The organism is Martinezella tropici (assembly GCF_003287875.1).
GTDB classification, from domain to species: Bacteria; Pseudomonadota; Alphaproteobacteria; order Rhizobiales; family Rhizobiaceae; genus Rhizobium; species Rhizobium tropici_C.
Genome location: NZ_QMKK01000046.1, coordinates 325,596 through 352,010 on the forward strand (window position 1 = coordinate 325,596; position 26,415 = coordinate 352,010).

The 26,415-nt window shown below is 61.4% G+C and carries 21 protein-coding genes; 16 read left to right on the plus strand and 5 right to left on the minus strand.

Annotated features, from left to right (window positions below; genetic code table 11):
- Window positions 1-88: 88 nt before the first annotated feature.
- The 3 genes from mscL (at window position 89) to galE (ending at window position 3,280) form a co-directional block, all read left to right on the plus strand.
- Entirely contained in the window at window positions 89-514 is a 426-nt protein-coding gene (gene mscL / locus DQ393_RS21760; protein ID WP_112343776.1) for a large conductance mechanosensitive channel protein MscL, read from the plus strand.
- 145 nt (window positions 515-659) lie between these two features.
- Complete coding sequence (locus DQ393_RS21765) at window positions 660-1,826, plus strand: pyridoxal phosphate-dependent aminotransferase (RefSeq protein ID WP_112343777.1); 1,167 nt, start codon at window positions 660-662, stop codon at window positions 1,824-1,826.
- 416 nt (window positions 1,827-2,242) lie between these two features.
- Window positions 2,243-3,280 carry a UDP-glucose 4-epimerase GalE gene (gene galE / locus DQ393_RS21775; protein ID WP_112343779.1) on the plus strand — a complete coding sequence of 346 codons (1,038 nt, stop codon included), beginning with the start codon at window positions 2,243-2,245 and terminating at the stop codon, window positions 3,278-3,280.
- Between the two features lie 12 nt (window positions 3,281-3,292).
- Here galE and DQ393_RS21780 read toward each other — a convergent pair whose 3' ends face one another.
- Window positions 3,293-4,219 carry a LysR family transcriptional regulator gene (locus DQ393_RS21780; RefSeq protein ID WP_112343780.1) on the minus strand — a complete coding sequence of 309 codons (927 nt, stop codon included), beginning with the start codon at window positions 4,217-4,219 and terminating at the stop codon, window positions 3,293-3,295.
- A 172-nt stretch (window positions 4,220-4,391) separates the two neighbouring features.
- Here DQ393_RS21780 and DQ393_RS21785 point away from each other — a divergent pair, with 172 nt between their 5' ends.
- The 8 genes from DQ393_RS21785 to mmsB all read left to right on the plus strand — a co-directional run bounded on the left by DQ393_RS21785 (window position 4,392) and on the right by mmsB (window position 12,737).
- Window positions 4,392-5,600, plus strand: coding sequence for an ABC transporter substrate-binding protein (locus DQ393_RS21785; RefSeq protein ID WP_112343781.1), 1,209 nt, complete (start codon window positions 4,392-4,394; stop codon window positions 5,598-5,600).
- Window positions 5,601-5,615: 15 nt separating this feature from the next.
- Complete coding sequence (locus tag DQ393_RS21790; RefSeq protein WP_112343782.1) at window positions 5,616-6,398, plus strand: ABC transporter ATP-binding protein; 783 nt, start codon at window positions 5,616-5,618, stop codon at window positions 6,396-6,398.
- A gap of 2 nt (window positions 6,399-6,400) precedes the next feature.
- The gene (locus tag DQ393_RS21795) at window positions 6,401-7,102 is read left to right on the plus strand and encodes an ABC transporter ATP-binding protein (RefSeq protein ID WP_112343783.1); all 702 of its coding nucleotides are present in this window, start codon (window positions 6,401-6,403) and stop codon (window positions 7,100-7,102) included.
- A gap of 2 nt (window positions 7,103-7,104) precedes the next feature.
- Window positions 7,105-7,992, plus strand: a complete 888-nt coding sequence (locus DQ393_RS21800) for a branched-chain amino acid ABC transporter permease (protein ID WP_112343784.1) — start codon at window positions 7,105-7,107, stop codon at window positions 7,990-7,992.
- Between the two features lies 1 nt (window position 7,993).
- Complete coding sequence (locus DQ393_RS21805) at window positions 7,994-8,977, plus strand: branched-chain amino acid ABC transporter permease (RefSeq protein WP_112343785.1); 984 nt, start codon at window positions 7,994-7,996, stop codon at window positions 8,975-8,977.
- Window positions 8,978-9,139: 162 nt separating this feature from the next.
- Complete coding sequence (locus DQ393_RS21810) at window positions 9,140-10,735, plus strand: GMC family oxidoreductase (protein ID WP_112343786.1); 1,596 nt, start codon at window positions 9,140-9,142, stop codon at window positions 10,733-10,735.
- A 39-nt stretch (window positions 10,736-10,774) separates the two neighbouring features.
- Entirely contained in the window at window positions 10,775-11,833 is a 1,059-nt protein-coding gene (locus DQ393_RS21815) for an enoyl-CoA hydratase/isomerase family protein (RefSeq protein ID WP_112343787.1), read from the plus strand.
- A complete protein-coding gene (mmsB, locus tag DQ393_RS21820) occupies window positions 11,781-12,737 on the plus strand; it encodes a 3-hydroxyisobutyrate dehydrogenase (RefSeq protein ID WP_432422012.1) in 957 nt (318 codons plus the stop codon). Before DQ393_RS21815 ends, mmsB begins: the two co-directional genes overlap by 53 nt.
- A gap of 122 nt (window positions 12,738-12,859) precedes the next feature.
- Here the strand turns inward: mmsB and DQ393_RS21825 are convergent, their stop codons facing one another.
- The gene (locus DQ393_RS21825) at window positions 12,860-14,929 is read right to left on the minus strand and encodes an ATP-dependent helicase (RefSeq protein ID WP_112343789.1); all 2,070 of its coding nucleotides are present in this window, start codon (window positions 14,927-14,929) and stop codon (window positions 12,860-12,862) included.
- Between the two features lie 264 nt (window positions 14,930-15,193).
- On the opposite strand from DQ393_RS21825, the gene DQ393_RS21830 reads away from it, so the two are divergent.
- Entirely contained in the window at window positions 15,194-16,069 is an 876-nt protein-coding gene (locus DQ393_RS21830; RefSeq protein WP_112343790.1) for an SMP-30/gluconolactonase/LRE family protein, read from the plus strand.
- 112 nt (window positions 16,070-16,181) lie between these two features.
- Here DQ393_RS21830 and secD read toward each other — a convergent pair whose 3' ends face one another.
- From secD to DQ393_RS21845, 3 genes are all read right to left on the minus strand, one after another.
- Window positions 16,182-18,740, minus strand: coding sequence for a protein translocase subunit SecD (gene secD / locus DQ393_RS21835; protein ID WP_112343791.1), 2,559 nt, complete (start codon window positions 18,738-18,740; stop codon window positions 16,182-16,184).
- 92 nt (window positions 18,741-18,832) lie between these two features.
- A complete protein-coding gene (locus tag DQ393_RS21840) occupies window positions 18,833-19,252 on the minus strand; it encodes a hypothetical protein (protein ID WP_112343792.1) in 420 nt (139 codons plus the stop codon).
- 237 nt (window positions 19,253-19,489) lie between these two features.
- Window positions 19,490-21,019, minus strand: coding sequence for an ArnT family glycosyltransferase (locus DQ393_RS21845; protein ID WP_112343793.1), 1,530 nt, complete (start codon window positions 21,017-21,019; stop codon window positions 19,490-19,492).
- 721 nt (window positions 21,020-21,740) lie between these two features.
- Here DQ393_RS21845 and DQ393_RS21850 point away from each other — a divergent pair.
- From DQ393_RS21850 to DQ393_RS21865, 4 genes are all read left to right on the plus strand, one after another.
- Window positions 21,741-23,387 (plus strand): globin-coupled sensor protein, encoded by a 1,647-nt coding sequence (locus tag DQ393_RS21850; RefSeq protein WP_112343851.1) that lies wholly within the window; start codon window positions 21,741-21,743, stop codon window positions 23,385-23,387.
- 62 nt (window positions 23,388-23,449) lie between these two features.
- Complete coding sequence (locus DQ393_RS21855) at window positions 23,450-23,746, plus strand: STAS domain-containing protein (protein ID WP_112343794.1); 297 nt, start codon at window positions 23,450-23,452, stop codon at window positions 23,744-23,746.
- Window positions 23,743-24,108 (plus strand): chemotaxis response regulator CheY1, encoded by a 366-nt coding sequence (gene cheY1 / locus DQ393_RS21860; RefSeq protein ID WP_004128526.1) that lies wholly within the window; start codon window positions 23,743-23,745, stop codon window positions 24,106-24,108. Before DQ393_RS21855 ends, cheY1 begins: the two co-directional genes overlap by 4 nt.
- Before the next feature lie 16 nt (window positions 24,109-24,124).
- On the plus strand, window positions 24,125-26,413 hold the full coding sequence (locus DQ393_RS21865; protein ID WP_112343795.1) for a chemotaxis protein CheA: 2,289 nt from the start codon (window positions 24,125-24,127) through the stop codon (window positions 26,411-26,413).
- Window positions 26,414-26,415: the final 2 nt, after the last annotated feature.

Genomic DNA, 26,415 nt, shown 5'->3' on the forward strand with positions numbered 1-26,415 from the left:
TTTCGCCAATCTGCTGTTGAAAACTAAGGAAAAAGATGGTGCTAATTATCGACAGTGAATTCAACGGCAACGCGAAGGGGACTGTTTAATGCTTAATGAATTTAAGGCATTCATCGCCCGCGGCAATGTCATGGATCTCGCGGTCGGCGTGATCATCGGCGGCGCTTTCGGCGGCATCGTGAAATCGCTGGTTGACGATATCATCATGCCGATCGTTGGCGCGATTTTCGGCGGCTTCGACTTCTCGAACTATTTCATCGGCCTCTCCTCGGCGGTCAATGCGCCGACGCTCGCCGCCGCCCGCGCACAGGGCGCGGTTTTCGCCTACGGCAATTTCATCACCGTCCTCATCAATTTCCTCATCCTCGCCTGGATCATCTTCCTGATGGTCAAGGGCGTAAACACGCTGCGTGCCCAGGTCGAGCGCAAGGAAGACAAAGTCGCCGAGGCAGCACCGCCGCCGGCCGACGTCCAGCTGCTGACGGAAATCCGCGATCTTCTCGCCAAGCGCTGACGGCTTCGCTCGTCCTGTTCAATAAGAAGCCTCGGTCCCGAAAGGATCGAGGCTTATTCATCACCAAAATCGATCGGTCACTAAGGCAAAGTCATGGGATTTGTCCGCCGCTCTGCTTTATGAAGGCGGAAACCGGAGACTTTGCATGTCGATACTAGATAGCCTCAGCCCGCGCGCGCTCGCAGCACCCGAAAGCGGGATCGTCGAAGTGGTCAATTATGCCCGCGGCCGCGAAGGCCTGCTGCCGCTTTGGGTCGGCGAGGGCGATCTGCCGACGCCGGATTTCATCAATCGCGCCGCCATGGCCTCGCTCAATGCCGGCGAAACCTTCTATACCTGGCAGCGCGGCATTCCGGAGCTGCGCCAGGCGCTCGCCGATTACTACGGTCGGCATTTCGGCACGTCGCTGCCGATGGAGAATTTCTATGTCGTCGGCTCCGGTATGCAGGCGATCCAGCTTTCCGTGCAGGCGATCACCTCTCCCGGCGACGAGATGGTCTATCTCTCCCCGGCCTGGCCGAATATTGCCGCAGCGCTGGAGATCGCGGGCGCCCGTTCCGTCGCCGTACCCTTACAATTCGAGCACGGCAAATGGTCGCTCGATCTCAATCGATTGGAAGCGGCGATCACGCCGAAGACCAAGGGCCTGTTCATCAATACCCCGTCCAACCCTACAGGCTGGACCGCAACTCATCAGGACCTCCGCGATATTCTCGCCCTGGCGCGCAAGCATGATCTCTGGATCATGGCCGACGAAATCTATGCGCTTTACTATTATGCCGGCGGCCGCGCGCCGAGCTTCCTGGACGTCAAGGAAGCCGATGACAAGATTCTCTTCGTCAATTCCTTCTCGAAGAACTGGTCGATGACCGGCTGGCGCGTCGGCTGGATCGTCGCGCCGGCCGAACTCGGACAGGTGATCGAAAACCTCGTGCAATATTCGACCTCCGGTGTGGCGCAATTCATGCAGAAGGGCGCGGTTGCGGCGCTGAACGAAGGCGACGATTTCGTCCGCTCCAATATCGAGAAGGCAGCCCGCTCGCGTGATATTCTCTGCGAGGCGCTGATCGCCACCAATCGCGTGCAGACGCTGAAGCCGGATGGCGCACTCTATTCCTTCCTGAAGATCGACGGTGTCACCGATAGCCGCAAGACCGCCATCGACATCGTCGACAAGACCGGTGTTGGCCTAGCGCCTGGAACGGCTTTCGGGCTAGGTGGCGAACTCTTCATGCGCGCCTGCTTCCTGCGCGATCCGGTGCAGGTGGCGGATGCCGCGGAGCGGTTGAGCCGGTATATTTTGAGTTTGTAGGAACTTTGAGCTGCTACGGCTCGCGGCTTTGGATTTGGATGGTCCGCACCCCCCTCTGTCGCTTTCGCGACATCTCCCCCACAAGGGGGGAGATTGGAAACTCGCGGCAGCTTCTCACACCCAATGAACATCATATCTGCTGAATCTGAAACTTCATTGTTTTGGTGGAGGGGCAGCAACCTCCCAACAATCTCCCCCCTTGTGGGGGAGATGTCACGAAATGACAGAGGGGGTATGCACTCTCCGATATATGCGAGGCCTGCCGTCACACACCCAATCCATAAAATCCAATCGATCCGCGAAAGCCCCCTCTAACCATCCCCGCAATCTTTCCCGCCGGGCCTCCCGCTTTTAATCAATTTCGCAGGAGGAGCGGCCTCATATGGGGTCGGTAAGACTTGGCGGGGACGCGAAGAATGACTGTTTTGGTGACGGGCGGGGCCGGTTATATCGGCAGCCACATGGTCTGGAGATTGCTTGATGCGGGAGAGGACGTGGTGGTTCTCGATTGCCTGTCGACGGGTTTCCGCTGGGCCGTTCCGGCGGCCGCTCGCTTCTATCTCGGCGATATCGCCGATGAAGCGCTCCTGCAGACGATTTTCGCTGAAAACCATATAGAGGCCATCATTCATTTTGCCGGCTCGGCCGTTGTCCCGGCATCGATCGAGGACCCACTTGCCTATTACGAAAACAATACGGGCAAGACCCGCATCCTCATGAGTGCCGCCGTTAGGGCCGGCATCCGCCATTTCGTCTTCTCGTCCACCGCCGCTGTTTATGGCCAGCAGCCGGTGGACAGGCCGGTCAGCGAAGACGTGCCGTTGCGGCCGGAATCGCCCTATGGCCAATCCAAGCTGATGTCCGAGCTGATGCTGCGCGATGCCGCCGCGGCCTATGATTTCCGCTATGTGGCTTTGCGTTATTTCAATGTCGCCGGCGCCGATCCCGAGGGAAGGGCCGGCCAGTCGACCGACGGTGCCACTCATCTCATCAAGGTCGCCTGCGAGGCGGCTCTTGGCCGCCGCCGCCAAGTCGACATTTACGGCACCGATTATGCGACACATGACGGCACCGGCGTGCGCGACTACATCCACGTGAGCGATCTCGTCGAGGCGCATCTCGTGGCCTTGCGCCATCTGCGCGATGGCGGCCGCTCGCTGGTCGCCAATTGCGGCTATGGCCACGGTTACTCCGTGCTTGACGTGCTCAACATGGTCATGCGCATCCACGGTCGTTCCTTCCGCATCCATATCGCCCCGCGCCGGCCCGGCGATATGGCGAGCATTGTCGCGGACGCGACGCTCGCTCGCCGCGAATTGGGATGGGTTCCAAAACACGACAGCTTGGAAACGATCGTGCGTTCGTCGCTGGATTGGGAGCTTCGCCTCGCCGAGCGGGCGAGCTTCGATGCCGCCGGGCTCGGCAAGATCTATGCTGCTCCGAGCATGCTATAGCCTGAAGCGATCTCAGCTCTCGGTGTTTCTCCAAGGCCCCAGAAAGGCCGGCGCATTCTTGCGCACGGCTTCCGCCAGAAAATCGATGACAGTGCGCACGCGTGGCGACTGGCGCAGGTCGCGGTGGCAGGTGATCCAGTAGTGGCGCCTGAGATCCACCTCATGCGGCAGAACGACCTGCAGATCGGGATGCTTGCCGGCGATGAAAAACGGCAGCACGCACAGCCCCTGGCCGTTCTTCGTCGCCGTCAGCTGCGCAAAGATGCTCGAGCTCTGGAATTGCGGCCTGATACGCGGATGAACGTCGTCAAGATAATCCAGGCCCGGCGCGAAGATCATATCCTCGATATAGCCGATGAAGGCGAAGTCCGGCAGATCGTTACGGCTTTCGATCGGCGGATGGCGGGCGAGGTAATCGCGCGATCCGTAGACCTGCAGATGATAGTCGGTAAGCTTCTCGGTGAAGTAGGGTCCGGCCTTCGGCGGGTCGAGCACCACGACGATATCGGCCTCCTTGCGCGAGAGCGACATGATCTGCTGGATGGTGATCAGCTCCAGCGAAATATTCGGGTGCTTCGCAGTGAATTCCGGCAGGACGCCGGTGAAGAAGAAGTTTGAAAACCCCTCCGGCGCGCTGATGCGTACGACACCGCGTTGTGCTGCCGATCCCGCGGAAAGATCAGCGCGCAGACGTTCCGTCTCCTGCTCCATATGTTCGGCCGTATCGACGAAGCGCTGGCCCATACTGGTCAGCATGTAGCCGCGCGGATTGCGCTCGAAAAGCTTGACCTTCAGGGCGAATTCCAGCCGGTCGATACGGCGTGAAACCGTGGCGTGGCTGCTGCGCAATTGTCGTGCGGCTGTCGAAAGCTGCCCCGTTCGCGCAACGGCGAGGAAGAACTGCAGATCGTCCCAGGTAAAGTGCGGCGTGCGCTTCATGCATCCTCCTCTGTTCAAAAATGAACAGACCTTGTTTGGAATTAATTGCAATCGCGACTTGCGTCAACGCGCGAATTCCGTGATCTTGGCGGTCGGGAAAAGCCGTTTTGAGGAAAGCGGCTGGCCAATTTTGAACAGATTCGTTTTTGCCAAATCTCTGGGAGGAGAGGATATGCGAAAGAGTCTTATTGCGTCCCTTGCATTTCTGCTTGCAGCCAGCACCGCGGCTTTCGCCGCTGGTCCGTCCGATGGTGTCGTCAAGATCGGCATTCTCAACGACCAGTCCGGCGTCTATGCGGATTTCGGCGGCAAGTCGTCGGTAGCGGCCGCCAAGATGGCTGCCGAGGATTTCGGCGGCAAGGTTCTCGGCGTGCCGATCGAGATCGTCGATGCCGATCACCAGAACAAGCCCGATATCGCCTCCAACATCGCCCGTCAGTGGTATGATCAGGACAAGGTCGACGCCATCATGGAGCTGACGACCTCTTCGGTCGCGCTCGCCGTGCAGGCGGTTGGCAAGGAAAAGAAGAAGATCGATATCGTCACGGGCGCCGCGACCACCGATCTCACCGGCAAGCAATGCTCGCCCTACGGCTTCCATTGGGCCTATGACACGCATGCCCTGGCCGTCGGCACCGGCGGCGCGCTCGTCAAGCAGGGTGGCGACACCTGGTTCTTCCTGACCGCGGACTATGCCTTCGGCTATTCGCTCGAGCAGCAGACCAGCGATTTCGTCAAGGCAAGCGGCGGTAAGGTGCTCGGCTCCGTCCGCCATCCGCTGTCGACCAATGACTTCTCGTCCTTCCTGCTGCAGGCGCAGTCGTCGGGTGCCAAGGTCATCGGCCTTGCCAATGCCGGCCTCGACACCTCGAATGCCATCAAGCAGGCCTCCGAATTCGGCATCACCCAGGGTGGCCAGCATCTGGCGGCACTGCTCTTCACGCTCGCGGAAGTCCACGGCCTCGGCCTGCAGGCGGCGCAAGGCCTGACGCTGACGGAAGGCTATTACTGGAATCTCGACGACAAGAGCCGCGAATTCGGCAAGCGCTTCTTTGCCCGCACCGGCAAGATGCCGAACATGATCCATGCCGGCACCTATTCCGCTGTCATGCAATACCTGAAGGCCGTGCAGAAGGCCGGCACGGACGATACCGAGGCTGTTGCCAAGCAGCTGCATGAGATGCCAGTTGATGATTTCTTTGGCCGCGGCGGCACGGTCGGTGCCAACGGCCGCATGATCCACGACATGTATCTTCTTCAGGTCAAGAAGCCGGAAGAGAGCAAGGAGCCGTGGGATTACTTTAACGTGCTGGCGACGATCCCCGGCAAGGAAGCCTATATCGATCCGGCCAAGAGCGGCTGCGATCTCGTCAAGCAATAGGGCTTGGAACAGCCGATGGCGATGTCCTCGACACATCAGCATGAAGAGCCCCGGGTGGTGTTATCCGCCCGGGGACTGCGCCGCGATTTCGGCGGCTTCACCGCTGTCAAGAATGTCGATCTCGACGTACATCACGCGCAGGTCCACGCTCTGATCGGTCCGAACGGCGCCGGCAAGACGACGGTGTTCAACCTGCTCACCAAATTCCTGCAGCCGACGCACGGCACGATCACGCTGCTCGGCACCGATATTACCAAGACAAGACCGGATAAGGTCGCACGCATGGGTCTCGTGCGCTCCTTCCAGATTTCCGCTGTTTTCCCGCATCTGACGGTGCTGGACAATGTGCGGGTCGCCTTGCAGCGGCCGAACAATCTCGCCCACCAGTTCTGGCGGCCGCTGTCGGCGCTCGACAGCCTCAATGCCCGCGCCGAACAGCTCATCGCCTCCGTCGGTCTCTCGAAGGAGCGCGATGCCATCGCTGCCGATCTTTCCTACGGCCGCAAGCGCGTGCTGGAGATCGCAACGACGCTCGCGCTCGATCCGAAGGTGCTGCTGCTCGACGAACCGATGGCCGGCATGGGGCTGGAGGACGTGAACACCGTCTCCGCCATCATCCGCGATGTTGCGCGCGACAGGGCTGTGCTCATGGTCGAGCACAATCTCTCGGTCGTTGCCGATATCTGCCATCATGTCACGGTGCTGCAGCGCGGCGAGATCCTGGCCCAGGGCGATTATGCGACGGTCAGCCGGGACCCGCGTGTCCGCGAAGCCTATATGGGCACGGAGGAGGCTTGACGATGGCGTCGCTTCTGGACGTTCAGGGACTTAATGCCTGGTATGGTGAAAGTCACATTCTGCATGGCGTCGATATGCATGTGGGCGAGGGGGAAACCGTCACCATCCTCGGCCGCAACGGCGTCGGCAAGACGACGACCCTGCGCACCATCGTCGGCATCGTTCGCGCCCGCAGGGGCAGGATCACTTTTGCCGGCAAGGACATGATGCAGGTGCCGCTGCACAAGACCGCCCATCAGGGTATCGGTTTCGTGCCGGAAGAGCGCGGCATCTTTTCGACGCTCAGCGTCTATGAAAACCTGATGCTGCCGCCGGTGGTGGCGGCAGGCGGCATGACGTTGGACGAAATCTTCGAGCTGTTTCCTAACCTGCATGAGCGGCGCAACAGCGTCGGCACAAGGCTCTCCGGCGGCGAACAGCAGATGCTTGCCATGGCCCGCATCCTGCGCACCGGCGTCCGCATGCTGCTGCTCGACGAGCCGACCGAGGGCCTTGCGCCCGTCATCGTCCAGCGCATCGGCGAAGTCCTGCAGAAGCTCAAAGGCCGTGGCATGACCATCTTGCTCGTCGAGCAGAATTTCCGCTTCGCCAGCCGCATCGCCGATCGCTTCTATGTGATGGATCACGGCCAGATGGTCTCGGAATTCCCGGTTGGCGAACTCTCCGAGCGCATGGATATGCTCCACAAGGTTCTGGGGGTCTGAGCATGACGACGATATTCGGCATCCCCGCCCAGGCGCTTCTCGGTCAATTGCTGATCGGGCTGATCAATGGCTCCTTCTATGCATTGCTGAGCCTTGGCCTTGCGATCATCTTCGGCATGCTGCGAGTGATCAATTTCGCCCATGGCGCGCTCTATATGCTCGGCGCCTTCACCGCCTATCTGCTGCTCGCCTATACAGGCATCGGCTATTGGCCGGCACTGGTTCTGGCACCGCTGATCGTCGGCCTGTTCGGCGCGCTGGTCGAGCGGTTCTGTCTGCGCCGGCTCTACAGGGTCGATCCGCTCTATGGCCTGCTCTTCACCTTCGGCATGGCGCTGACCATAGAAGGGACCTTCCGCTATCTCTACGGTTCCTCCGGCCAACCCTATGCCGTCCCGACGGAATTGGCGGGCGCGCGCAATATCGGCTTCATGTTCCTGCCGGTCTATCGCGGCTGGGTGGTTATCGCCTCGCTGGTCGTCTGCATCGGCACATGGCTGCTGATCGAAAAGACCAAGCTTGGCGCCTATCTGCGCGCCGCGACCGAGAATTCCACGCTTGTGCAGGTTTTCGGCGTCAACGTGCCGGTGCTTCTGACGCTGACCTATGGTTTCGGCGTCGCGCTTGCCGCCTTTGCCGGGGTGCTCGCCGCACCGATCTATCAGGTCTCGCCGCTGATGGGGTCGAACATGATCATCATCGTCTTCGCCGTGGTCGTCGTCGGCGGCATGGGCTCGATCATGGGAGCGATCGTGACGGGCTATATGCTCGGGATTGCCGAGGGCCTCACCAAGGTTTTCTATCCGGAAGCCTCCAACATCGTCATCTTCGTGATCATGGCAATCGTGCTGCTTCTGAGGCCTGCAGGCCTCTTCGGTCGGGAGGCGTGATATGGCTGGATTAATCAGCTTGAGCTCCAAGGAGCGTCCGAAGCTTTCCGTGCAGAAGCTGTTGCTGATCCTCGGCCTTGTCGGTCTGATCTGGGCACCCTTCTTCATCTACCCGATCTTCGTCATGAAGGTGCTCTGCTTCGCGCTGTTTGCCTGCGCCTTCAATCTGCTGCTCGGCTATGCGGGTCTGCTCTCCTTCGGCCATGCCACCTTCTTCGGCGGCGCGGCCTATTTCACCGCCCACGCCGTGAAGGAATGGGGCGTGCCGCCCGAACTCGGCATCCTAATCGGCGTTGCTGGTGCCTCGCTGCTCGGCCTCGTCATGGGTTTCGTCGCCATTCGCAGGCAGGGCATCTATTTCGCCATGATTACGCTGGCGCTCTCCTACATGTTCTATTTCTTCTGCCTGCAGGCGGCATTTACCCATGGCGAGGATGGCATTCAGTCGGTGCCGCGCGGCTACCTCCTCGGCGTTCTCGATCTCAACAACTCCTTCAACATGTATTATTTCGTCCTCGCGATCTTCCTGATCGGCGTGCTGATCATCTGGCGTTTCATCAATTCGCCTTTTGGCATGATCCTGAAGTCGATCCGCGAGAACGAGCAGCGGGCGATTTCGCTTGGCTATTCCGTCGCGCACTACAAGCTCGGTGCCTTCGTCATGTCTGCGGCGCTGGCGGGGCTCGCCGGTGCGGTGAAGGCGCTGGTCTTCCAGTTCGCGACGCTGACGGATGTCGCCTGGCAGATGTCGGGCGAAGTCATTCTCATGACCTTGCTTGGCGGCATAGGCACGCTGATCGGCCCGATTTTTGGCGCGGGGTTCGTGGCGACGCTGGAAAACTATCTCGCCACGTCGGAATTCCCCGTCACCATCATCACCGGCATCGTCTTCATGGTCTGCGTCCTGCTCTTCCGCCGCGGGGTTGTCGGTGAGTTCTATGCCTCGCGGTTAGGACGGAAACTCGGGTTTGAGTATCGGCGGTAATGATCAAACCTATGCGTTCTTATTGTGCACCCCCTCACCCCAGCCCTCTCCCCAAGGGGAGAGGGGGAACTGTCTTTGACCATCACCGGATACGAGGCCGAGGCAAATGCCGAAATAGTCCCCTTTCCCCTCGGGGAGAGGGTTAGGGGAGGGGGCATGCCAATGGATCGCTTCGACTACATCATCATCGGTGCCGGCAGTGCCGGATGCGTGCTGGCCAACCGGCTTTCGGCCGATCGCAACAACCGCGTTCTGCTGCTGGAAGCCGGCGGCAATGATAACTACCACTGGATCCACATCCCGGTCGGCTATCTCTATTGCATCAACAACCCCCGCACCGACTGGTGCTTCACCACGGCGCCGGAAGCGGGGCTAAATGGCCGGTCGCTGAACTACCCGCGCGGCAAGGTGCTGGGCGGCTGCTCCTCCATCAACGGCATGATCTATATGCGCGGCCAGGCGCGCGACTATGATCTCTGGCGTCAACTCGGCTGCGCCGGCTGGGGCTGGGATGATGTGCTGCCCTATTTCATCAGGTCAGAGGATCACTATCGCGGCGAGGATGAGATGCACGGCGCCGGCGGCGAGTGGCGGGTCGAGAAGGCCCGCGTGCGCTGGGCCGTGCTCGATGCCTTCCAGGCCGCGGCCAAGGAGGCCGGCATCCCCGAGACGGCGGATTTCAATCGCGGCAACAATGAAGGCTCCGGCTATTTCGACGTCAACCAGCGCTCCGGCATTCGCTGGAACACGACGAAGGCCTTCCTGCGCCCGGCGATGAAGCGCGGCAATCTCACCGTCTACACCAAGGCGCAGGTCCGCCGGCTGATCGTCGAGGGCGATGCCGTAACCGGCGTCGAATTCCAGCATGATGGCGTGACGAAGCGCGCCTATGCGAATAAGGAAACCGTATTATCCGCCGGCTCCATCGGCTCGCCCCACATTCTCGAGCTCTCGGGCATCGGTCATGGCGATGTGTTGAGCAAGGCCGGCATCGACGTCGTGCGCGAGGTTCGGTCCGTCGGCGAGAACCTGCAGGATCATCTGCAGCTTCGCCTTGCCTACAAGGTGACCGGCGTACCCACGTTGAACGAGAAGGCGACGAAGTTGATCGGCAAGGCGGCGATCGGGCTCGAATATCTGGTTCGCCGCTCGGGCCCGATGGCGATGGCGCCGAGCCAGCTCGGCATCTTCACCCGCTCCGGACCGGACAAGGAAACGCCGGACCTGCAATATCACGTGCAGCCGGTCTCGCTCGACAAGTTCGGCGATCCCGTCCATCCCTTTCCGGCCATCACCGCCAGCGTCTGCAACCTCCGGCCCGAAAGCCGCGGCTCCGTGCATGTTCGCAGCCCCGATTTCGCCCTCCAGCCGGCCATCAGCCCGAATTATCTTTCGGCGGCACGCGACCGGGAGATCGCCGTTCGTTCGATTCGCCTGACGCGGCGCATCGTCGCGCAGCCGTCCTTCGCCCGGTTTCGTCCGGAGGAATTCAAGCCCGGTCCGGCCTATGAGACGGATGCCGATCTGGAACGTGCCGCCGGCGATATCGGCACGACGATTTTTCATCCGGTCGGCACTTGCCGCATGGGCAGCGACGCCCAAAGTGTCGTGGATCCCCGCCTGCGGCTCAGGGCATTGGCAAGGCTGCGCATCGCCGACGCCTCCATCATGCCGTCGATCACATCGGGCAATACCAATTCGCCAACCATCATGATCGCCGAAAAGGCCGCCGAGATGATCCTTGCCGATAACCGATGAAGGCCTATTGATGGACGGAAGCGGAGACAGGAGATTTGCATGGACAGCACCGACGAGGTCATCATCGAGCGACGCGGATCGGCCGGCATCATCAGGCTCAATCGACCGAAGGCGCTGAACAGCCTGACGCTGCCGATGGTACGGGCCATCGCTTCGGCGTTGGAGGATTTCGCTGCCGATCCGCTGGTCGGAAGCGTCATCGTCCTGGGTGAGGGGGAGCGCGGCTTCTGTGCCGGCGGCGATATCCGCCTGCTGCACCAGAGCGGCAAGGAAGGTTCCGACGGAGCGGAAACCTTCTGGCGCGAGGAGTTTCTGCTTAATCATGCCATATCGCGCTACGCCAAGCCCTATATCGTGCTGATGGATGGCATCACCATGGGCGGCGGCGTCGGTCTCTCGGCCCACGGCAGCCATCGCATCGTCACTGAACGCACCCGCCTTGCCATGCCCGAGACCGGCATCGGCTATTTCCCGGATGTCGGCGCCACCTGGCTGCTGCCGCGTGCGCCGGGCGAAGCCGGCACCTGGATGGGGCTGACCGGCCTTACGATCGCCGCCGCCGATGCGATTCATGCCGGTTTTGCCGATCATTGTGTCGCATCCTCGGAACTGCCGGCGCTGGTCGATGCGATTGCGGCACTGGCTACCTCGGCCACTGCAGCAGACGTGCATGCGCTGATCCGGACGATGGCGGTAGACGCCGGCGAAAGCCGGCTCGCGGCAAATCGGGATGTTATCGATCGGGCGTTTTCGGCAGATACGGTGGAGGGGATACTAGCGGCATTGACTGGTGAGCCCGGAGAGTTCGCCGCTGAAACCGCAAGTGTCATCGCCAGCCGCTCGCCGACCAGCCTCAAGCTGACCTTGCGGCTGCTCAGGGCGGGGCGAGCGAGCGCCGATCTTGCCGAATGCCTCAATCGTGAACTCGGCGCTTGCATGGGCATATTGTATAATCACGATTTCTACGAAGGCGTGCGCGCTGCCGTCATCGACAAGGACCGCAATCCGAGATGGTCTCCGGCGAGCCTTGCCGAAGTGACGGCGGATGCCCTCGACCGCTTCTTCGTGCCGGCGCAGCCGCCGCTTTTCGCAAGATAACCGATCGTGGGAGGAAAACATCATGACACGGATCGCTTTCATCGGCCTCGGCAATATGGGAGGTCCGATGGCCGCCAATCTCGTCAAGGCCGGCCATGCCGTGACCGGGTTCGACCTCTCGCATGATGTGCTGAAGGCAGCCGAAGCGTCTGGCGTGAAGGCCGCCAGCGTACTGACCGAGGCTTTGGCCGATGCCGAAGTGGTCGTGACCATGCTGCCGAAAGGCCAGCATGTCCTCACCGTCTGGACCGATGTGCTGCGGTCAGTCCCCAAGGGAACGCTGCTGATCGACAGCTCCACCATCGATGTCGATAGCGCCCGCAAGGCGCATGCCATGGCCGGCGAAGTCGGTTGCCTTTCGCTCGATGCGCCGGTTTCCGGCGGCACGGGCGGTGCTGCGGCCGGCACGCTGACCTTCATGGCCGGCGGCTCGGCGGAAAGCTTTGCTGCCGCCAAGCCACTGCTCGAGGTGATGGGCAAGAAGATCGTCCACTGCGGCGATGCCGGTGCCGGTCAGGCCGCGAAGATCTGCAACAACATGATCCTCGGTATCTCGATGATCGGCGTCTGCGAAGCCTTCGTGCTCGGTGAAAAGCTCGGCCTCTCTCATCAGGCTCTCTTCGATGTCGCCTCGACGTCCTCCGGTCAATGCTGGTCGATCAATACCTATTGCCCTGTCCCCGGACCCGTGCCGACATCGCCGGCCAACAACGACTACAAACCCGGCTTCGCGGCAGCGCTGATGCTCAAGGATCTACGGCTATCTCAGGAGGCGGCCTTGTCGAGCGGCGCATCGACGCCTCTGGGTGCGGAAGCGGCGCAGCTCTATGCCCTCTTCGAAAAGCTCGGCAATGGCGGCCGCGATTTTTCGGCGATCATCGAGATGTTTCGCGAGGCGAAGTGAGGATTGCCGGATGGTCAGACGGGGCAGGGCTGCCCCTCACCCCGATCCTCGCTCCGCTTGCGGGGAGAGGGCTAGGGTGAGGGGCACCTCAGATTGCCTCGTCCCAGCGACCGAGTCTCAACTCACCGCCACATGCCCCGCATCCGCGCCCCCACATCGACGCGTACCTCTCGCGCCCGGATCGCGGTGGCGCTTTCGGCGCGTGCCTGCGGCCAGCCGCAAACCTCGAAGAACTGCAGCAACGTCGCGGGAATGAAGCGTGTGCGCGAGGCAAAGACATGCTTGTCGCCCTGCGCATGCTGGCCGTGCACGAAGAAACGCTGCGGAATGACGAGATCGAGATTGTCCTTCGCCCGCGTCATCGCAACATAGAGCAGCCGCCGCTCCTCCTCGATCTCGGCCGATGATCCGACGGCGAGATCGGCGGGGATGCAGCCGTCGACTGCGTTGAGGATGAAGACCTTCGTCCACTCCTGCCCCTTGGCGGAATGAATGGTTGAGAGGATCAGATAGTCCTCATCCAGCAGTGGCGTACCGGCCTGATCGCTGGTCGCGTCAGGCGGATCGAGCGTCAGTTCGGTGAGGAAGCGCTCGCGCGAGCCGTAGCCCGCGGCAATCTGTTCGAGCTGGACGAGATCCGCCTGGCGTGTCGCGGCATCCTCATGCGCGCGTTCCAGATGCGGCTCATACCATTGGCGGACCAGGCCGATTTCCTCCGGCCAGCCGGCCTTGCCGCTTTTAACTTCTCGCATCGTCTCGACGAACGCGGTCCAGTCGTCTCCCGTGCGCGGCGGTGGCGGCAGTTCGGTGAGCGCCGTAATCGGACTCGCTTCTTCGCCGATCTGGTCGAGCACCCGCTGTGCTGTCGAAGGGCCGACGCCGGGCAGGAGCTGCATCAAGCGGAAGCCCGCCACGCGATCGCGCGGGTTCTGGGCAAAGCGCAGCGCCGCCAGCATGTCCTTCACATGGGCGCTGTCGAGAAACTTCAGCCCGCCGAATTTGACGAAGGGGATGTTGCGCCGGGTGAGTTCCACTTCCAGCGGGCCGCTATGGCTCGACGTGCGAAAGAGCACGGCCTGCTGCTTGAGCCGCGTGCCGCCCTCGCGATTTTCCAGTATCTGGTCCGCGATGTAGCGCGCCTGATCGGACTCGTCACGCACCGTCACCAGCCGTGGCCGTTCCGTGCTCTGCCGCTCGGTACGCAGGTTCTTCGTGAAGCGCTCCGAAGCGAGATCGATCACGGCATTGGCGGCGGCCAGGATCGGCTGCGTCGAGCGATAATTGCGGTCGAGCGTCACGATATCGGCCGAGGGCGTGAAGGCTTTCGGAAAGTCGAGAATGTTGCGCACGGTCGCGGCACGGAAGGAATAGATCGACTGCGCGTCATCACCGACGACGGTCAATCCCCGGCCATCCGGCTTCAGGGCGAGCAGGATGGAGGACTGCAGCCGGTTGGTGTCCTGATATTCGTCGACGAGCACATGGTCGAAACGGCTGCCGATATCCTCGGCGATCAGCGGCTCCTGCAGCATATGCGCCCAGTAGAGCAGCAGGTCGTCGTAATCGAGCACGTTCTGCGCTTGTTTTGCCTCGACATAACAGGCGAAGAGATCGCGCAGCTGCTGCTCCCACATGGCGCACCATGGAAAGAAGTCGCGCAGTACGCCGTCGAGCGGCGCTTCCGCATTGACGGAGCGCGAATAGATCGCAAGGCATGTCGCCTTGGTCGGGAAACGGTTCTCCGTTTTGGAAAAGCCGAGATCATGGCGCGCAAGGTTCATGAGGTCGGCGCTGTCTTCCCGATCGTGGATCGTGAAGGCCGGATCGATGCCGATCTGCTCGGCATAATCCCGCAGCAGGCGCGCGCCGATGCCGTGGAACGTACCGCTCCAGGCCAGCGCATCGGCGGTAATGCCGGCATTGGCCCCCAGCACCTCGCGGCAGATGCGCTCGACGCGGCGGCCCATTTCGGCGGCGGCGCGGCGCGAGAACGTCATCAGCAGGATACGGCGCGGATCGGCGCCCTTGACGATCAGATGCGCCACCCGATGGGCAAGCGTATTCGTCTTGCCGGAGCCGGCGCCGGCGATGACGAGCAGCGGTCCGGCGATGTGGCCCGTATCCGCTGTCGTGCCGTGTTCCACCGCCAGCCGCTGCTCCGGGTTCAATTTTTCCAGATAGGCGGCAGTCATCAATTCTCCTGGATGGGCGAGGAAGCCGGCACGACCCGCGACGAATCGCAGATGTGAAAATATCTGAGCGTTCTATGGATGTTCCGAATCGGCCGGACCTGTCAAGTTGGAGGAAATTCCCTCGTCGGTGCGAAGTTTGCGCAAGAATTTCATTCGGATTTGGTGGAGGCGGCTCGAAAAGAACTTTGTTCGTTCTTATGTATGATCATGGCGCGGCACTTTTGAGTATGGGTTTCGCAGTGCGTTGAGTAAAGGTTTCCGAATATGAACGAAACGATCGCCACTGGGCTGCGCCTGCCTGGCGGACTGGTGGCTCTGCCGGACGGGCGCATCGCGCTTGTTGAGACGGACCCAAGTCGCCGTTATCTGAAGCTTTTCGATACGAGCGGCGCCTGTGAGGAACTGTGTCGGATCGGCGGCAGCCCGACCGGAATCGCGATCGACGGTGACGGCTGCTTCTGGGTGGCCGGCGGCCCGGAGAATTCGCTCATCAAGCTCTCGCCGCAAGGGCGGATCCGCCAGGTGATAGAGGGGAGTGCCGACGGCCCGTTTCTTCATCCGAACGCGCTCGCCTTCGGGCCTGACGGCCTGCTCTACATGACCGATTCCGGCATCCGCCTCACCGACCTGCTGGAAAGAGGGCATATCCATCCGGATTTCTTCAAGGCCGCCTATAATGGCTGCGTCTATCAGATCGATCCTTCGGAAGGCCGGGTGATCCGCGTCCTGGCCGCCGGCCTGCTGCTTGCCAGCGGCATCGCCTTTGGACCTGATGGGCTGCTTTACTATAGCGAGACGCTGACTGGAAAAATCCATCGGCAGATCGTCGGCGGGCGGCAGGAGATGTTTGCGCAATCGATGAGGTCGCCCGCGGTAAACGTACTGCGCGGGCCATCGGGCCTTGCCTTCGATCGCAGCGGCACGCTCTATTGTGCCATGTCCGGCCTTGGCGAAATTTGTCTGATCGATACCGAGGGGATGATGTCCGGCCATATCCGCACCAATGGCACGCGGCCGAGCGGCATCGCCTTCACCGTCGACGGCAAGCACCTGCTCGTCAGCGAACAGGAGAAGGGCGTCATAGAAAAGATAACGGCGCCCCGTCTCGGCCTGCCGTTGCATATGCCGTCCATTTCCTGAGGCGCTTTGGATTTTCGGATGGCGCTCGCCGCGCATTTCGCCTGAGATGCTTTCGTCCGGCTGATGGACATGCCCGAAGCTCGGGCATGTCCTGTTCTCAGATATTGGCTGCTTATTCTGCCGCGGGGATCTGCTTGTTGTCCTTGCCGGACTTGTCGTCCGCCGGCTTCGCATCGTTGGCGACCGGCTTGGCATGGCGGCGACGCCAGTCGCCGAGGAAAAGCAGGATCGGCGCGGCAATGAAGACCGACGAGGCACCAGCGACGAGGATGCCGAACACCATCGGGATCGCGAAGCTGGAGACGGCGCTGCCACCCCAGATCGCCATCGGCACCAGCGCCAGGAAGGCGGTGGCGTTGGTATAGAGGCTTCGCGCCAGCGTCTCGTTGATCGACCTGTCGATGATATCGCGCAGCGGCATCGACTTGTAGAGCCGCATGTTTTCACGCATGCGGTCATAGACCACGACCTTGTCGTTCACCGAATATCCCACAAGCGTCAGGATCGCGGCGATGGCCGTCAGGTTGAAATCGAGTCCGGTGATCGCGAAGAAACCGATCGCCTTGGTGACGTCGAGGATCAGCGTGACGATGGCGCCGACTGCGAACGGCCATTCGAAGCGATACCAGATGTAGAACAGCATCGCCAGGCTGGCGATCACGACCGACAGGATGCCGGCCCAGGCAAGCTCGCCCGAGACCTTCGGACCGATGACATCGGTGCCTTCGATGGTCGCGCTTGGATCGATCTTGACGATTTCTGCCTTGAGCTTGGTCACTGCGGCGGTCTGCGCCTCTTCACCGCCGTCCTGGCGCTGGGCGCGGACAAGAAGGCTGTTATTGTCGCCGAAGGACTGCAGTGCTATTTCGCCGAGGCCGAGCGTGTTCAGGCCCTCGCGGAACGTCGCCAGATCGGCCGCGTCCTTGGTCTTGACCGACATCTGGATGCCGCCGCGGAAATCGACGCCGTAGTTGAGGCCCGGATGGATGAACAGGACCACCGAGGCGAGCGACAGGATCGCCGAGACGGTGACGCCGAAGAAGCGGGCCTTCATGAACTGGATGTGCTTGTCATAGGGGCTGAAGGGGATCAGCGGCCTGATGTTGATCACCTTCAGCTTACGGCGACGGGTGATGGCGATCATCACCACGCGCACGAAGGCGACGGAGGTGAACATCGAGATGATGAGGCCGAGACCCATGGTCACGGCAAAGCCGCGGACGGGGCCGGAGCCGAAGTAGAACAGGATGGCGGCAGCGATCAGCGCCGTCATGTTGCCGTCGATGATCGTCGAATAGGCCTTCTTGAAGCCGTTATCGATGGCGGCGAAGGCACCGCGGCCCTTGCGGGTTTCTTCGCGGATGCGCTCGTTGATGAGAACGTTGGCATCGACCGCAAGGCCGATACCGAGAACGATACCGGCAATACCCGGCAGCGTCAGCGTGGCGCCGACAAGCGTCAGGGCGGAGAAGGTCAGGACCGTGTGGATGAGCAGGGCAACATTCGCCAGAATCCCCCAGGTGCCATAGAGCACGAAGATGAAGGCGGCAACCAGAACGAAGCCGACCAAGCCGCTATAGATGCCCTTCTGGATCGCGTCGCTGCCGAGATCGGCGCCGACGGTACGCTCTTCGATGACGGTGAGCTTGGCCGGCAGAGCACCGGCACGCAGCAGGGCTGCAAGCGTGGTGGCGCTGTCGGCGGTGAAGTTGCCGGAGATCTGGCCCGAACCGCCGGTGATCGGCTCGCGGATATTAGGCGCGCTCAGCACCTTGTTGTCGAGGACGATGGCAAAGGGCTTTCCGACGTTTTCGCGGGTGATTTCGGCAAAGCGGTTGGCACCGGCGCTGTCGAAGCGGAAGGTGACGAGCGGCTCATGCGTGTTCGGATCGAAGCTCACGCGGGCGTCCGTCAGACGGTCGCCGGACAGTTCGATGCGATCGAGAACCGGATAGCTGTTGCCCTGCTCGTCCTTCATGATGGTGACGCCGGGAGGCGGATTGTTCGGATCGGCATTGTCGGCCAGCAGATGGAAGGACATCTTCGCGGTCGAACCGAGAAGCTCGCGCAGATGGGACGGATCCTGCGCACCCGGAAGCTGGACGAGAACGCGGTTCGGGCCGACGCGCTGGATGGTCGGCTCGGCAACGCCCACCTGGTCGACGCGCTTGCGGATGACTTCAAGGCTCTGCTGGACGGCGGAGTCGACGTTGGCCGAAATGCCGGCCTGCGAGAAGGACATGGCGATCGTTGCGCCGTTCGGCTTGATGGTGAGATCGGACTGGCCGGCCGAGAGGCCCGACGTGATCGTGTTGGCCAGCGTCTGCAACCGCGTCACCGCGTCACCGCTCTGCGAGGGATCGTTGAGCGTCACGACGATCTGGTCGCCGCTGCGGACGACCGAACGGACCTGGATGTTCTTGTCGCGCAGCACGCGGCGTGCGTCCTGCTGCAGCGATTGCAGCCGGCCGTTCGTCAGATCCTTCTCGTCGACTTCGAGAACGAGGTAGGAGCCGCCGCGAAGGTCGAGGCCGAGGGACACCTGGCTATGCGGCAGCCAGGATGGGATCTTGCTGAGAACCGACGGCGGCAGCGCGTTCGGCAGGGCTATCAGAAAGCCAATGACGATGATCACTGTATAGAGTGCCACGAGCCATGGTGAGGTGCGCATGGGTATTATCCTTGAAAATACGCTTATGCCGGCGGTTGACCGCTGGCGGACTTAAGGTCATGTCGGAGATGCGGCGCATCGGCGCCGATCGCTTACGCGAAATCGCCCGGAGGGCCGCGCGCGAAATAGGCGCTAAATGCCAGAGATTCGAGCCGAGCAGCATCGCCGGGATGGCGTGGCTGCCACGGCGTGGCCAGATAGCCGAGAGAGGGGAGGGAGGCGAGTATCGCCGGTCCGATATCGTGCCAGGTCGCTTTCGGCGTTACCAGGCGGTCGGCAACGACGATGCCGCGCACCGGATCCCGCAGGGACAGGTAGAGCGGTTGGCTATCCTTGCCGGAAGAAAGAGCATCTGCATCGGCGCGCGCGGCCATATTGATGCCGCCACCGAGCGCCAGTCCGATATAGGCGAAGAACGCGACGAACAGCGAGGCGATCACGCGCGCGCCTGCGCGGTGCGTCCTGTCGTCTTTATCTTCGCTGTCGGCAATGCCGAATTCGAGTGGGCTCAACAGTCAGAAATGCCTTTGTTCCTTTGCCGGCGCGAACACCGGCGGTTTAGTCATGATATCAGGACGCCTGGCGTCTTCCCACTGCATAATTCCTTAAATCGGCATCGCTTTAAGGAATTATGCAACAGATTAAAAGCGCTACAGCGACCTTTGTGGGTCACATGTGACGCACGGCGCTTTAGCGCGGCCTGTCATGATGCACTTGCGCGAGCCGGTCAACAGTCCGGGCTCGGTTTCTTAATTTTCCGCTGCTCCCGTTCCGGCGGCTGCTGACGGTTTGGGTGCCAGGCAGGATGCCGGGACGCGATAGGCGTGAAGCGTTTTGCCCTTCATCTCGCCATAGGGCGGCGACCAGCTCTTGATGAGGTCCACCTGGCTTCCCGGGCATTCGAACGGGCCGTTGTCGATATACAGCACCGGCCCGGTCACGTCGGCCGGCAAAGAGAAGTTCTGCTCGTAATAATTATTGGGAAAGCCGCCGAAATTGCGGGCATAGATCCGGAAAGGCTTACCCTTCAACGTATAATAAAGATCGGCGAGGATATCGCGATCCTCGGCGACGATGACCGGTGTCTTCGCGTCAGTCGCTATGTCGGCGATTTCCCGGCTGATGACGGCGCGTCCGACATAGCGCTTCATGATGAGATCGCCATTCGGCAGCTTGATGTCATAGGCAAAGACCGTCAGCACCGGGATCACGAAGGCGACGACGGCTCCGATGATCAGCGAGGTGCTCAGCCCCTTTTTCGTCAGGCGATAGAGCAGCCAGACGGCGAGAATGGTGCCGGCGGCATAGGCCGAGACGGCCCAATTGGCATAGGCCTTAGCGAGGAGGGCCTGCAGCGTGATCAGCGCCACGACAGGCACCGATAGCCAGAACAGCAGCTTTTCCCGATCGTCGCTCCGCCCGCGGATCAATCGCCACGTCGCCCACAAAAGCGCATAGAAGACGACCGGGCCGATCACGCCGAACTGGGCGCCGAAGAAGCTGAGCCCATTGAGTATGTGCTTCAGCAGACTGTTGCTGCCACCGTCTTTGCTCCATTGGGCAATATTTTCTGTGTGCTTTATGGTCGCTGCATCATGGGTGAAGTTCCACCAGAGATTGGGTGAAACGACGATGGCGCCGACGACGGCGGCAATCACAACATCCCGCCAGGCGATGCGCGCCGAACGCATCGTCAGCATGGCAATGCCGACACCGGGCAGAAGGAAAAGCACCGAATATTTCGTTAGGAAGGCGAAACCGAGACTGGCGCCGAGGATGACAGCTTCCAGCACCGAGGAACGCCTGGTCAGGCCGATAAAAGCCCATATGGCGATCGTCACGAACAGGATCTGGATCGTGTCGGTCGATACCAGCACGGCGGAAAGCGAGGCGGCTGGCAGCGTGATGAAGATGACGCCGACCCAGGGTGCAATCTCGCGTCCTTCCTCGCTCCCGATCAGCCGCCGCGTCGTGCGCATCAGCATCAGTGCGGTGGCGAGATGGAAGAGCGGCGCTGATATGCGGATCCAGAAGGTCGAGTCCGATCCGGAGATCGCGTTGAAGAAGCGGATCACCCAGGCAATCATCGGCGGTTTGGAGTAGTAGCCGAAATCGAGATTCTGGCCCCAGAACCAATATTGCGCCTCGTCGACGAAGAGGTCGGTCTTGTTGACCAGCAACATGAGGACGCGCCAGAGCGTCACTCCGAAGATGATTGCGAGGGCCACCTGCAGAGAGAGTTTCTGTGCAGTCGTTCGGGAATGGGTCGTGTCGAGCATTAATGGAATGGGTCTCGGTGCCTGATCGTGAGGCTTAATACGGAACTATTGAGACCAAAGCTAGCTCCCTGCTCTCTGTAAGACAGCAGCGGTCGCCATAGTGGCCGCGAATGCCATATGTCCGATTTTCGATCGGGGACGCCCATGACAGCTTCGTCTAAAGGACGCGCGAAGCGGCTTTACCGCGTGTCCCCTCTATGCGGCACAGAAGCATGAAGGCCGCAAGCGTCAGGCTGGCCATCAGCGAGGCGGTCAAACCAAGAACAATCATTGCTCTCTCCGTATCGACATCGAAGCTGTCTATCCCTTGAGCAATAAGATACGAAGCTTGCTCGTGACTTGCGATTCCGTGTCTTTACCGGTCGATAAAGTATATCTGAAAGTAATTACTAATTTAGTATGAAATAGCGTAGAATGCGCCTTCTTCCGTCATTAACCTTCGGGCAAGGAATTAACCATAAATATTGAGCTTGAACGTCGGAATGGGAAAATTGTGACTCGTTCTCACCAGGCATGAAGCCGCCCCGTCGTACCGGGTCCGATCCGGTATCCATGTCATCAAACAGGTCCGCAACAGACTTTGATGAACGAGCGAGCTTCGGTGCCTCGATCAGCTGATCGACGGCGACGGCTGCCTTTTCTCGCCTCCTCATTGCGCCTGGCGCGGATCATCAGCGGTTTCGCCGGCGCTTGAATGCGCGGCAGTTCGGCAGGGACGATTTTGGCGCAGGATTCGCCGTCAGATCAGGCAGGTAAGGCGCAGGCTGGCAGCCTTCGCGACCGCTTGCGTTTTGCTGGTCTCGATGCCGGGCAATGTGAAATCTTGCGCCGCCACCGGCCGATGCTCGAGACGCATCTGAAAGCAGGCCTGCGCGATCTTTTCCACCGCTTCCAGACCTTTCCGGATGCTTCCCGCAATTTTTCCAGTGAAAACCAGCTCGAACGCCTTCAGGATCTGCAGTCCTCGCATTGGGATGTGCTGACGGACGCACGCTTCGACAGTCTTTATGCCGAGCGCGTGAAGGTTCTGTCCGACAGCGAAAGCAAGATGGGTCTCGACCCGCGCTGGCATGTCGCGGGTCATGGCGTGATGCTGGAGCATCTTCTTTCCGGCCTTCTCGAAGACATGGGCAGCCGTGCCATCCTGCCTGGAGCCAAGCGCCGCGCCCGTGAACTGAGCGAACTCGTGACATCAGTCGTGCGGCTCGTGATGGTCGATGTCGAGATTGCCGTATCGCTTCGCTTCAACGAATTGCGGGTCGGCCACCAGCGGGCGCTGGCCGAACAGCGGACTGCCGATCGCGCCGAGGCTGCGGCCTTCCTCGCTGAGCTTGCCAACGGTCTTGCCGATCGCGATCTGACGACCCGGCTGCCGATGGATTGTCCCGAAGCCTATGCCGAGGTCGCGGACGCCTTGAATGCGGCGCTGGAGGACATTCAGCAGCAGTTTTCGGCTCTGTCCGGCGGCGTCCAGGCGGCGGAGGCGGCAAGCGGTGCCATTTCCCATGCCTCGAAATCCCTCGCGGAAACATCGTCCGAACAGTCGCGTGCGCTCGCGGTCTCGGCGCGGCAGCTCGCCGAGCTCGCCGAACAGGTGCGCGGCAATGCCGCCAATACGCGTTCGGCTGAGCGTGTCGCGGTATCGACGCGCGCGGCGGCAGAAGACAGCGGCCGGATCGTCGGTCAGGCGATATCGGCGATGTCGGATATCGAGACCTCGGCCGAAAAGATCGGCCAGATCATCGGCGTCATCGATGAGATTGCCTTCCAGACCAATCTTCTTGCGCTGAATGCTGGCATCGAAGCCGCCCGCGCCGGCGACAGCGGCCGCGGCTTTGCCGTCGTCGCGCAGGAAGTTCGCGCGCTCGCCCAGCGTTCCGCCGATGCCGCACGCGAGATCAAGGTTCTGGTGACGGGCACCAAAGCCCAGGTGGATGCGGGCGTCCAGATGGTTGGTCGCACCCAGGATGCGATCGGCAGCATCGTCCGTCAGGTGAGCGATATCAACGAGGCGATCTCCGGGATTGCTGCGGCCAGCGACGAGCAGGTCGTGGGACTCAAGGCGCTGACATCAGATATTGGCGGCTATAGCGAGCGCGCGGCGGCTGCCGGGAGCGAGGCGAGCCGCTCCGAGGAAGGCGCCGATCACCTGCATAGCGTCGTCGTCGAGCTCGGCCGGACCATTCGCGAGTTCCGCATTGAGCGCGAGCGGCGCCAGGCAACGCCTGCCGTGCCGGTGAAAACCGCTCAGCAACGCCAGCTCTCCGCCCGCGATGAATTCAACATCGGGCGGGACGAAGAAGAGATGGCCGATTTCGGCTTCCCGCTTCGCAGGACCGCAACGGGAGGCACACGCAATGCCTATTGATCTTTCAGTTTCATGCACATGCGGGCCGGGCGGCCCGATTTCAAACAACGGGGAATGAAGCGATGCCGAGCAAGAAAGGCGAAAAGACAATCAGTCTGGCCGCGGTGCTGGACCTCAACGAGGCCTCCGCCCTTCGCGGCACGCTGATGGGAATGCGCGGCAGCAATGTCGCGATCGATGCGTCCGGCGTCGAAAGGATCGGGGCCTTGTGCGTTCAGGTCATCATGGCCGCCGCCAAGACGTGGGATGAGGACAAGCTCTCCTTCACCTTCTCCAAGGTGTCGGATGCATTTCAAAAAACAATGCAGGTGATCGGGGTGGATATCTCCCATCTGCTTGCCAAGGAGATCCGGCAATGAAGAAAAAAGTGCTGACCGTGGATGATTCACGGACCATTCGAAACATGCTTCTCGTCACCCTCAACAATGCGGGTTTCGAGACCATTCAGGCCGAAGACGGCGTCGAAGGCCTGGAAATTCTGGAAGAAGCCAATCCAGACGTCATCGTTACCGACATTAACATGCCGCGCCTTGACGGTTTCGGCTTCATCGAGGGCGTTCGCCGCAACGACAGATACCGTGCCGTTCCGATCCTCGTGCTGACGACCGAAAGCGATGCGGAGAAGAAGAACCGTGCCCGCCAGGCCGGCGCGACCGGCTGGATCGTCAAGCCGTTCGACCCCGCCAAGCTGATCGATGCCATCGAGCGCGTAACCGCCTAGACAGGATCCACCCCTCATGGATATGAACGAAATCAAAGAGATTTTCTTCCAGGAGTGCGAAGAGCAGCTCGCCGAACTGGAATCCGGTCTCCTGAAAATGAATGACGGCGACCGCGATCCGGAAACCGTCAATGCCGTGTTCCGCGCCGTTCATTCCATCAAGGGTGGGGCAGGTGCCTTCGGTCTGGACGACCTGGTCGCATTCGCCCACGTCTTCGAGACCACGCTTGATTGCGTTCGATCCAACAAGCTGGAGCCGACCCAGGATGTCCTGAAGGTCATGCTCAAGGCCGCAGACGTCCTGGCGGATCTCACCAATGCCGCGCGTGACGGCGGGAGTGTCGATCAGGCTCGCAGCCGCGGCCTGGTCAAGGAACTGGAAGCGCTGGCGAATGGCGATCTGCCCTTACCGTCTGCGGCAGCAGTCGTCGTCGAGGCCGCTCCCAAGGCTGCGGCGCCGGCTCCGACCGATGATAGCGGTTTCCAGCCGATCCCCTTCAGCTTCGATGACGATTTCGGCAGCGACGAGCCGGCCGGCGACGGCGTGCCGGAGTATGAGGTCGATTTCAGGCCGCGCTCGGATCTCTACGCCAAGGGCAACGACGCGACGCTGCTGTTGCGCGACCTCGCGCGGCTCGGCCAAATGAATATCTTCTGCGACATCGATGCGCTGCCGGGTCTCATCGACCTTGATCCCGAAGGTGCCTATTTCAAATGGGCGATCTCGATCAAGACGGACAAGGGCGAAGACGCCATTCGCACTGTTTTCGAATTTGCCGAATGGGATTGCGATCTCGATATCAGGCAGGTCGAAACTGGTGCCGGCGCCTCGGCCAGCGACGAATTGCCGATGGTGCCTGTCCCCTTCGACCTCTCCGCTCTCGATGATGACGGTGCCGCGCCCGCTGCCGAACACGTCGAGCCGGCAGCGGCTCCGAAGAATGATGCTGCTGCCGCCGTTGCCGCCGCGGAAATCGCAAGCAACGTCACGCAGCTGGCCTCCGCTGCCGCGCGCGTCGAAAAGAAGGAAGCCGCCCTTGCCGCTGCTGCCGCTTCGAATGCGGCGGCCGCACAGAATAGCGCAGCCGCTGCCGCCGCCGGACAAACCATCCGTGTCGATCTCGACCGTGTCGATCGCCTGATCAACCTCGTCGGCGAGCTCGTCATCAATCAGGCGATGCTGTCACAGAGCGTCATCGAGAACGACAACAACGGCGCGTCCTCCATCAACATGGGTCTCGAAGAGCTGCAGCAGCTCACCCGCGAGATCCAGGACAGCGTCATGGCGATCCGCGCGCAGCCGGTGAAGCCCGTCTTCCAGCGCATGTCGCGCATCGTTCGCGAAATCGCCGACATGACCGGCAAGTCGATCCGCCTGATCACCGAGGGCGAGAACACCGAAGTCGACAAGACCGTCATCGACAAGCTGGCCGAACCGCTGACGCACATGATCCGCAATGCCGTCGACCACGGTGTCGAAACGCCGGAAAAGCGCGCTGCTCTCGGCAAGAATCCGGAAGGCACCGTTCGCCTGACGGCAAAGCATCGCTCCGGCCGCATCCTGATCGAGCTTGCCGACGATGGTGCCGGCATCAACCGCGAAAAGGTGCGCCAGAAGGCCATCGACAACGACTTGATCGCGGCGGATGCCAATCTTTCGGATGAGGAAGTCGATAACCTGATCTTCCTGCCGGGCTTCTCGACCGCCGACAAGATTTCCGACATCTCCGGCCGTGGTGTCGGCATGGACGTGGTCAAGCGCTCGATCCAGGCGCTCGGCGGCCGCATCAACATCAGCTCCAAGCCGGGGCAGGGTTCCGTCTTCACCATGAGCCTGCCGCTGACGCTCGCCGTCCTCGACGGCATGGTGGTGACGGTTGCCGGCCAGACGCTCGTCGTGCCACTGACGGCGATCGTCGAAACGCTGCAGCCGGAGGCTTCCGCCATCCATTCATTCGGCGCCAACCACCGCCTGATCTCGATCCGCAACAGCTTCTGCCCGCTGGTCGATGTCGGCCGCATCTTGAACTTCCGCGCCACGCAGGCCAATCCGGTCGAAGGTGTTGCGCTGCTGGTGGAATCGGAAGGCGGCGGGCAGCGTGCCCTCATGGTCGATGCTATCCAGGGCCAGCGCCAGGTCGTCATCAAGAGCCTCGAGGCCAACTACACGCATGTGCCGGGCATCGCGGCCGCGACCATCCTCGGCGATGGCCGCGTGGCCCTGATCCTTGATGTCGATGCCGTGGTCGGCGCTTCGCGCGGCCAGTCACTGAAGCCTGAAATGTCTTACGCAGCGGTGGGGTGAGT